2 protein-coding genes are annotated in these 9,380 nt (G+C 73.9%); both read left to right on the top strand.

The window, feature by feature from the left end:
• Entirely contained in the window at positions 1-2,949 is a 2,949-nt protein-coding gene (locus ACQPYA_RS16480; RefSeq protein WP_433527970.1) for a type I polyketide synthase, read from the top strand.
• Positions 2,946-9,380, top strand: a complete 6,435-nt coding sequence (locus ACQPYA_RS16475) for an amino acid adenylation domain-containing protein (RefSeq protein WP_433527969.1) — start codon at positions 2,946-2,948, stop codon at positions 9,378-9,380. The genes ACQPYA_RS16480 and ACQPYA_RS16475 overlap by 4 nt, the downstream gene beginning before the upstream one ends.

Genomic DNA, 9,380 nt, shown 5'->3' with positions numbered 1-9,380 from the left:
ATGACCGCTCCGGACACCTCTGCCGCCACGTTGAAACGCGCTCTCCTGGCGATCGACCAGCTGCAACGCGACCTGGCCGCGGCCCGCGAACAGCGAAACGAGCCGATCGCCGTGGTGGGCCTCGGTTGCCGCTTCCCGGGTGGCGTGGTGGACGCCGACTCGTGCTGGCGCCTGCTCGCCGACGGCGTGGACGCGATCCAGGAGGTCCCACCGGACCGCTGGAACGTCGACGCCTTCTACCGCGGCGAGGTGGGCCAGCCGGGGACGATGACCACCCGCTGGGGCGGCTTCCTGGACCGGATCGACGAGTTCGACGCGGCGTTCTTCGGCATCTCGCCGCGTGAGGCCGAAGCGATGGATCCCAACCAGCGGCTGGTGCTTGAAGTGGCCTGGGAGGCGCTGGAGCACGCCGGGCACGCCCGGCTGGCCGGCAGCCGCACCGGCGTCTTCGTCGGCGTGATCGGCAACGACTACGCGCTTCGCAACTTCCGCCGGCCCGACGAGGTCACGCCGTACGTGGTGACCGGAAACGCGCACAGCATCGTTTCCGGTCGGCTCGCCTACCTCCTCGACCTGCGCGGCCCCGCGGTGTCCGTCGACACCGCGTGCTCCTCCTCGCTGGTCTCGGTACACCTGGCCTGCCAGAGCCTTCGGTCCGGCGAGTGCGACCTGGCCCTGGCCGGCGGAGTCAACGTGATGCTCTCGCCGCTTGCCACGATCGGCTTCTCCCAGTTCGGGATGATGGCGCCGGACGGCCGGTGCCGGACGTTCGACGCGGCGGCGAACGGGTTCGTACGCGGCGAAGGCTGCGGGATGGTGGTGCTCAAGCGCCTCTCCGACGCGCTCGCCACCGACGACGACGTGCTCGCCGTGATCCGCGGTGGGGCGATGAACCAGGACGGCCGCAGCACCGGCCTCACCGCACCCAACGTGCTCTCCCAGCGCGACCTGCTGCGCCGCGCCCTGGACGCCAGCGGGGTCAGGGCGAGCCAGGTCTCCTACATCGAGGCACACGGCACCGCGACGACCCTCGGCGACCCCATCGAGGCCGAGGCGCTGGCCGAGGTCTACCCGGCGGAACCAGGCGCGGAGTGGCACCTCGGCTCGGTGAAGACCAACTTCGGCCACCTGGAGGCAGCCGCGGGGGTGGCCGGTCTGATCAAGGTGATCCTGGCGTTGCGTCATCGGGCGATCCCCGCCCACCTGCACTTCGAGCGCCTGAATCCCCTCATCGGCCTGGAGCGCCCGCCGTTCACCGTGCCGACCCGGCTCACCGAGTGGGCACCCCGAGACGGCCGCCGGATCGCCGGTGTGAGCAGCTTCGGGCTGAGCGGCACCAACGTCCACCTGCTCGTCGAGGAGGGCCCGCGGCGGCAGCCGGTGGCGGCGGACGACCGTCGGCCGCGCTCCGTTCTCGCCCTGTCCGCGCGCAGCGAGGAGGGCCTGCGCGCGCTCCTCGCCCGGCACCGCGAGCTGCTCGGGGCGACCGCGTCCGTGCGGGTGGCGGACCACTGCTGGTCGACCAACACGGGACGCATGCACTTCGCCCACCGGCTCGCGGTGGTGGGCGGTACGGCGGCGGAGCTGCACGCGGCGCTCGCCGGGGCGATGGCGCACCCCGCGCCCGCCTCGGTCCGCGACCCCGAGGTCGCGTTCCTGTTCAGCGGCGAGCGCGCCGGGCGCGCCGGCATGGCGCGCACCCTCTACGAAACCGCCCCGGTGTTCCGGGAGGCCATCGAGCGGTGCCACGAGCTGCTCTCCGATCCGCTGCTGCCGGTGTTGTTCCCGGCGCGCCCGGACGCGACAGACCTGCGCCGTCCGACCCGGGCGCAGCCGGCGCTGTTCGCGGTGGAGTACGCGCTCGCCCAGCTGTGGCGCTCCTGGGGGGTGGAGCCGGCCGCGGTGCTCGGCCATGGCGTGGGCGAGGTGGCGGCAGCCTGTGCCGCCGGAGTGATCAAATTGGAGGGCGGGCTGCGGCTGGTGACCGAGCGGGCGCGGCTCGCCGAGGCCGGCGCACCCGGGCTCGACGCCTTCCGCCGGGCCGTCGCCGAGATCGCCCAGGCGCCGCCGCGTATCCCGTTCGTGTCCAGCCTGACCGGGGCGCTAAAGCCCTGGGACCGGGCACCGGGAGCCGAGCACTGGAGTGCGCAGGCAGGTGGACCGGTGCGGTTCGCCGACGGCGTGGCGACGCTGCGAGGTCTCGGGCACCACCGATTCGTCGAGATCGGCCCGGACGCCACCCTGCTCGACGACCTCGGCCCGGGCGGCGACCTGCTGCGCCTGCCGAGCCTGCGGGCGGGCGTGGACGACTGGGAGACCCTGCTGAGCACGCTCGCCGAGCTGTACCGGCACGGCACCGACGTGGACTGGCTCGGGTTCGACCGCGGCTACCGGCGCAGCCGGGTGCCGGTGCCGACCTCACCGTTCGTGCGGACCCGGCACTGGTACGAATCGCCGTCGGCGACCGACCTGCCCGCGCCGACGCCCGCATCCGCGCCCGTACCGGCGGGGGAGCCGCTGCTCACCCGTGCGGCGCTGCTGGCGTTGCCACCGGCCGAGCGTTTCGACGTTCTCGCCGGACACCTCGCCCGCGGGGTCGGCGTGGCTCTGGGCTCAGGCGCCGGTCCCCGCCGCAAGGCCGCCGTTTCCGCCGTCCAGGTCGGACTCGACCAGCCCTTCCTGGAGCTGGGCCTGGACTCGCTGATGGCGATGGTGCTGCGGAACCAGATCCGGACGCAGCTCGGCGTCACGCTGCCCATCGCCGGCCTGCTGAAGGGCGCGTCGGTCCGCCGGGTGGCGGAGCAGATCCTGACCCAGCTGGCCGACGCGGAAGATCCTCCCGCGGAGGATCGAGCCACCGACGACCCGACGGACGCGCTGCTCGCCGAGCTGGAGCGGCTGCCCGCCGACGAGCGGCAGGCCCTGCTGGCCGAGGCGGACGAGCGATGAGCCTGCGCGATCGGCTGGCCGGCCTCTCGCCGGAACAGCGCGCACGCCTCACGAGGCGTCTCGCCGACCGGGAGAAGACCTATCCGCTCTCGGCCATGCAGCGCCGCCTCTGGTTCCTCGAACGACTCACCCCCGGCACCACCGCCTACCTGGTGCCCGCGGCGGTCCGGCTGCGCGGTCCGCTCGATCGGGCGGCGCTGCGCGCCGTCGTCGCGGACCTGGTCGCCCGGCACGAGTCGCTGCGCACCACGGTGGTCGAACGGGACGGCGAACTGGTCCAGGTGGTGGCGTCGGGCGTGGCGGTCGACATCGGCGAGGAGGATCTGCGGTCCGCGCCCGGCGACGCCCTCGCGGACCGGGTGGCGGTCGCCGTCAGCACCCCGTTCGACCTGGCGGCCGGGCCGCTGCTGCGGCTGCGGCTGCTGCGGGTCGCCGACGAGGAGCACCGCCTGATCGTCGTCCTGCACCACATCGTGGCCGACGGCTGGTCGGTGAGCGTGCTGTTCGCGGAGTTCGCCACGCTCTACGCCGCGCACCGCGCGGGCCGTCCGCCCGGATTGCCACCACTGCCGTTCCAGTACGGCGAGGTCGCGCGGCGCGAGCGGGACAACTGGGACGACGACCTGCGTTACTGGACCGCCCGCCTGGCCGGGGCCCCACAGGTGCTTGAGCTGCCGCTGGACCATCCGCGCCCGCCGGTGGCGTCGTCGCGCGGCGACTCCTGGCACTTCGACCTCCCGGCCGGTCCGGTCCGGGACCTCGTCGCCGTCGGGCAGGCACGCGAGGCCACCCCGTTCATGGTGCTGCTCGCCCTGTTCCAGGTCCTCGTGCACCGCTACGCCGGGCAGGACGACGTGGTCGTCGGTGTGCCGGTCGCCAACCGGGACCGGGCCGGGCTGGAAGGACTCATCGGCTTCTTCGTCAACACCCTGCCGATCCGCACCGACCTCGCCGGTGACCCGAGCTTCGCCGAGCTGCTCGACCGGGTCCGGGACGCCTGCCTGGGGGCGTACGCCCACCAGGAGGTTCCCTTCGACCGGCTGGTGGAGGAGTTGAAGCCGGCACGCGACCTCGGCCGGCCCCCACTGGTCCAGGTCAGCTTCGCCTACCAGGCACAACCTCTGCCGACCGTCGAGGTGGCCGGGCTGGAGATGGCCCGGCTTCCGCTGCGCAGCCACACGGCCCGATTCGATCTGGAGCTGCAACTCGTCGACGACGGCGACGGCGGCCTGAGCGGGCTGATCGAGTACAACAGCGACCTGTTCGAGGCCGCGACCATCGAGCGGATGGCCGCCCACCTGAGCCGGCTCGCGACCGCCGCGGCGGCCGACCCGGACGCGCCGATCGGGGCGCTCGCACTGCTCGGCGACGAGGAACGGGCGGCGCTGCTGGCCCTGGGCGCGGAGAGCCGGTGCGACTGGCCCGTCGACGACCTGGCACACCGGCGGGTCGCCCGCCGGGCGCGAGAGACGCCCGACGCCGAGGCCATCCGTTTCGAGGACCGCACGCTCACCTACGCCGAGGTGGACCGGCGCGCCAACCAGCTCGCGCACTGGCTACGCGGGCGGGGCGTCGGCCGGGACGTGCTGGTCGGCCTCTGCCTGCGGCGTTCGCCGGAGACCGTGATCGCCATCCTGGCCGTGCACAAGGCCGGCGGCGCCTACCTGCCGTTGGACCCGGACTATCCGCGGGCGCGGCTGGAGTTCATGCTCGACGACTCGCGGGCACCGTTGGTGCTCACCCGGTCCGGGGCGCGCGACAGGGTTCCGGCCGGGACCGCCGTCGTGGCGTGCCTGGACGCGATCGAGAGCGAGCTGGCCGGGCAGCCGGCGCATCCGCCGGCCGGTGCGGTCGCCGCCGAGGATCTCGCCTACGTGATCTACACCTCCGGGTCGACCGGCCGGCCCAAGGGCGTGCAGATCCCGCACCGCGCGCTGAACAACTTCCTGCGTTCCATGCAGGATCGTCCGGGGCTCGGCCGGGACGACGTGCTGCTCGCCGTCACCAGCCTCTCCTTCGACATCTCGGTGCTCGAACTACTGCTGCCACTGGTGACCGGCGCCCGTGTGGTGCTGGTGTCGCGGACCGTGGCCGCCGACGGTCGTGAGCTGGCGCGGGCGCTGGACCGGGCCGGCGTCACGATCATGCAGGCCACGCCGTCGACCTGGCGGATGCTGGTCGACTCCGGCTGGGCGGGCGCGCCGCGGCTGCGCATGCTCTGCGGCGGCGAGGCGCTGCCACCGGGCCTCGCCGCCCAGCTGCGCCCGCGAGGTGCGGAGCTGTGGAACCTGTACGGCCCGACCGAGACCACCGTCTGGTCGGCGGTCTGGCGGGTCCTCCCCGGTCCGATCCTGCTCGGCGAGCCGGTTGCCAACACCGGCCTGCACGTCCTCGACCGGCGGGGGCAGCTGGTGCCGCCCGGCGTCCCCGGCGAGCTGTACATCGGCGGCGCCGGGCTGGCGCGGGGCTATCTGAACCGGCCCGACCTCACCGCCGACCGGTTCGTCGAACTCGCCGCCCCGGCCGGCCGGTTCTACCGCACCGGCGACCTGGCGCGCCGCCGAGCCGACGGCAGCCTGGAGTTCCTGGGCCGGATCGACCACCAGGTGAAGGTCCGCGGATTCCGCATCGAGCTCGGCGAGATCGAGGCGGCGCTGTCCGCCCATCCGGCGGTCGGCGGGGCAGTGGTCACCGCCCGCGAGCACGCCGGCGACACCCGGCTGGTGGCCTATCTGGCCGCCGCCGACGTGCCGGCCGCCCAACTCGTGGCGTTCCTGCGCGAGCGGCTGCCGGAGTACATGGTGCCCGCGGCCTTCGTCCACCTGCCGGCCTTCCCGCTCACCCCGAACGGCAAGATCGACCGGGCGGCGCTGCCCGAGCCGGAGTACGGCCGCTCCGGCTCGGAGACCCCCTTCCGGGCCCCGGGCGACGCTCTGGAACACGTGGTCGCCGACGTCTTCGCCCGGCTGCTCGGGGTCGAGCGGCTCGGTCTGGACGACGACTTCTTCGCGCTGGGCGGACATTCCCTGCTCGCTACCCGGGTCGTGACCCGGCTCCGGCCGGTCGTCGGCGTAGAGCTGCCGCTGCGCGCGGTCTTCGAGCACCCGACCGTGGCCGCCCTCGCCGCCCAGCTGCGCGATCGCGGCGCCCGGCCGGCGGCGGCCGGTCCGGTCGTCGGCGCACCGGTCGTGCCGCGCCGCGCCGATCCGGCCGCGCCCGTGCCGCTGGCGGCCGCCCAGCGGCGACTGTGGCTCCTGGCGCAGCTCGCCCCGGACAGTCGTGCCTACCTGCTGCCGGCCGCCCTGTTGGTGCGTGGCCGCCTGGACGTCGCCGCCTTCCGTCGCGCCTGCGACGAGGTGATGCGGCGGCACGAGGCGCTGCGCGCGGTGTTCCCGGAGATCGACGGCCGGCCCTGGCTCGTGGTGCGTCCGGAGGCGCCGGCCGCGCTGGTGGTGCGCGAGAACACGGACGGTGTGGAGGCCGAACTCGCCGAACGCTTCTTCGACCGGCCGTTCGTCCTCGCCGACGGGCCGCTGCTGCGCTGGGAGGTGCTGCGCCGCACCGACGACGAGGCGGTGGTGCTGCTCGCCATGCACCACATCGTCTCCGACCAGTGGTCGTTGGGCGTGCTGCTGGGCGAGGTCCTGGCGCTCTACGCCGCGTACGCCGCCGACGCGCAGAGCCCGCTGCCCGCCCTCGACGTCCAGTACCCGGACGTCGCCCGCTGGCAGCAGGAGCGGCCCGCCGACCCGGCCGGCCTGGACTACTGGGTCCGACAGCTGCGCGGGGCGCCCGCGGAACTCAACCTGTCCCTGGCCCGGCCCCGGCCGCCGACGAAGAGCTATCGGGGCGCCGCGCTCCACCTGACCGTACCCGCCGGGGTGGTACGGGACCTGCGCGCCTTCGGCCGCGCCGAGGGGGCCACCCTCTTCATGGTGCTGGCCGGCGCCTTCCAGGTGCTTCTCGGCCGGCTCAGCGGCGCCGAGGACGTGGTGGTCGGCACGCCGGTGGCCAACCGGCGGCTGCCCGAGCTGGAATCCCTGATCGGCCTCTTCGTCAACACCCTGGCGCTGCGCACCGACCTCTCCGGTGACCCCACCTTCCGCGAGCTGCTGCGGCGGGTCCGGCAGGTCTGCCTGGACGCGTACGAGCACCAGGACGTCGCGTTCGAGCGGCTGGTGGAGGCGCTGCGGCCGGACCGCACTCTGGCCCGTACGCCGATCTTCCAGGTCGGGTTCGCCCTGCAGAACGTCCCGTTCCCGGCGTGGACCGGCGGCGGCCTGCGGGTCGAACCGCTGCCGGTCGACGCCGGCACGGCAAAGTTCGACCTCGAACTCCTGCTCGCCGAGGACGGCGACAGCGTCCACGGCCGGCTTGAGTACAGCCTCGACCTCTTCGACGAGGCCACCGCCCGCCGCATCGTCCACTACCTCCAGGTGGTGCTGGCCGGGATCGCCGCCGACCCGGACCGGTCCATCGGCCGGCTCCCGCTGCTCGACGAGCCCGAACAGCGGGAGGTCCTGGCGCTCGGCGACGGCGGACACCGTGAATGGCCCGGCGCCGGCCTGATCCACGAGCAGTTCGAGGCACAGGCCAGGGCGACACCGGACGCCGAGGCGGTGCGCTTCCAGGACGAGCGGCTCAGCTACGCCGAACTGGACCGCCGCGCCAACCAGCTCGCGCACCGCCTGCGCCGGCTCGGCGTGGGCCGCGACGTGCTGGTGGGCGTGTGCATGGAGCGCTCCGTCGAGATGGTGGTGTCGCTGCTCGCCACGCTCAAGGCCGGCGGTGCCTATTTGCCGCTGGATCCCGGTCTCCCGCAGTCCCGCATCGCGTTCATGCTGGCCGACGCCCGGGTGCCGGTGCTGCTCACCCAGCGCCGCCTGGCGTCCTCGCTGCCGGGACCCGACGCGGACGTGCTCTGCGTGGACGAGTCGGCCGAGGACCTCGCCCGCGAAGCGGCCTCGTCGCCCGGCGTCGAGGTGGACGGCGCGGACCTGGCCTACGTGATCTACACCTCCGGCTCCACCGGGCGGCCCAAGGGGGTGATGAACGTCCACGCCGGCATCCGCAACCGCCTGTTGTGGATGCAGGACGAGTATCGGCTCGACGCTTCCGACCGGGTGCTACAGAAGACGCCGTTCTCCTTCGACGTGTCGGTCTGGGAGTTCTTCTGGCCGCTGATGACCGGCGCCTGCCTGGTGGTGGCCGTACCGGGCGGGCACCGCGACGCCCGCTACCTGGTGGAGACCATCCGCCGCGAGCGCATCACCACGGTGCACTTCGTCCCGTCGATGCTGCGGGTCTTCGTGGCCGAGGAGGGGGCGGCGGAGTGCCCCAGCCTGCGCCGGGTGATCTGCAGCGGCGAGGCCCTGCCGCGTGAGCTCCAGGAACAGTTCTTCGCCGCGGTACCGGCCGAGCTACACAACCTCTACGGCCCGACCGAGGCGGCCGTCGACGTCACCGCCTGGGCGTGCCGCCGTGACGGCGATCCGAGACCGGTGCCGATCGGCCACGCCATCGCCAACACCCGGATGTACGTGCTCGACCGCCTGCGGCAGCCGGTGCCGGCCGGGGTGGCCGGCGAACTCTGCATCGGCGGACGGAACCTGGCCCGGGGCTACCTCAACCGGCCGGAGCTGACCGCGGAACGGTTCGTCGCGCACCCGTTCGACCCGGCCCCCGGCACCCGGCTCTACCGGACCGGTGACCTGGCGCGGTTCCGCGACGACGGCGCCATCGAGTACCTGGGCCGGCTCGACCACCAGGTGAAGCTCCGCGGTCACCGGATCGAGCTCGGCGAGATCGAGCAGGTCCTCACCGACTATCCGGCCGTCCGCGAGGCCATCGTCACCGCCCGGCCGCACGGCGGTGACCAACGGCTGGTGGCCTATCTGTCCGGCGACGAACTGCCCGCCGCGGGCAAGCTCATCGCCCACCTGCGGCAGCGGCTGCCCGACTACATGGTGCCGGCCGTCTTCGTCCCGCTGCCGTCCTTCCCGTTGCTGCCGAACGGCAAGGTGGACCGCGCGGCGCTGCCCGAGCCGGAGCTGTCCCGGCCCGACCTGGCCAATCCATACGAGGCCCCGCGCGACGACCTGGAGCGGAGCATCGCCGCGGCATGGAGCCGGTTGCTCGGCATCGAGCGGGTGGGTGTGCAGGACAACTTCTTCGAGTTGGGCGGCCATTCGCTGCTGATGGCCGAGCTGCGTGCTGCGCTGCGGGACGCCCTCGGCCGGCCGGTCACGCTCGTCGAGCTGTTCCAGTACCCGACCGTGCGCGCACTGGCCGAGCACCTGGCCGCCGGCCCGGCCGCCGATCCGTTGGCCGCTGCCCGGGAGCGGGTGGCCGGCCGGCGTGCGGCGGTGGCGCAACGCCACCGGGCCGCCACCCGCCGGGCGAAGAGCCGTACCGACTTCACAGGGGAGTGA

The organism is Micromonospora sp. CA-263727 (assembly GCF_050942455.1).
In the GTDB taxonomy this organism is placed as follows: Bacteria; Actinomycetota; Actinomycetes; order Mycobacteriales; family Micromonosporaceae; genus Micromonospora.
Note: the sequence above shows the minus strand (reverse complement) of the source record. Positions and strands in the feature narration are given on the sequence as shown.

Bases quoted from the DNA above. Each gene is read 5' to 3' on its own strand.
- ACQPYA_RS16480 (WP_433527970.1), top strand. From the start codon at position 1: ATGACCGCTCCGGACACCTCTGCCGCCACGTTGAAACGCGCTCTCCTG.
- ACQPYA_RS16475 (WP_433527969.1), top strand. From the start codon at position 2,946: ATGAGCCTGCGCGATCGGCTGGCCGGCCTCTCGCCGGAACAGCGCGCA.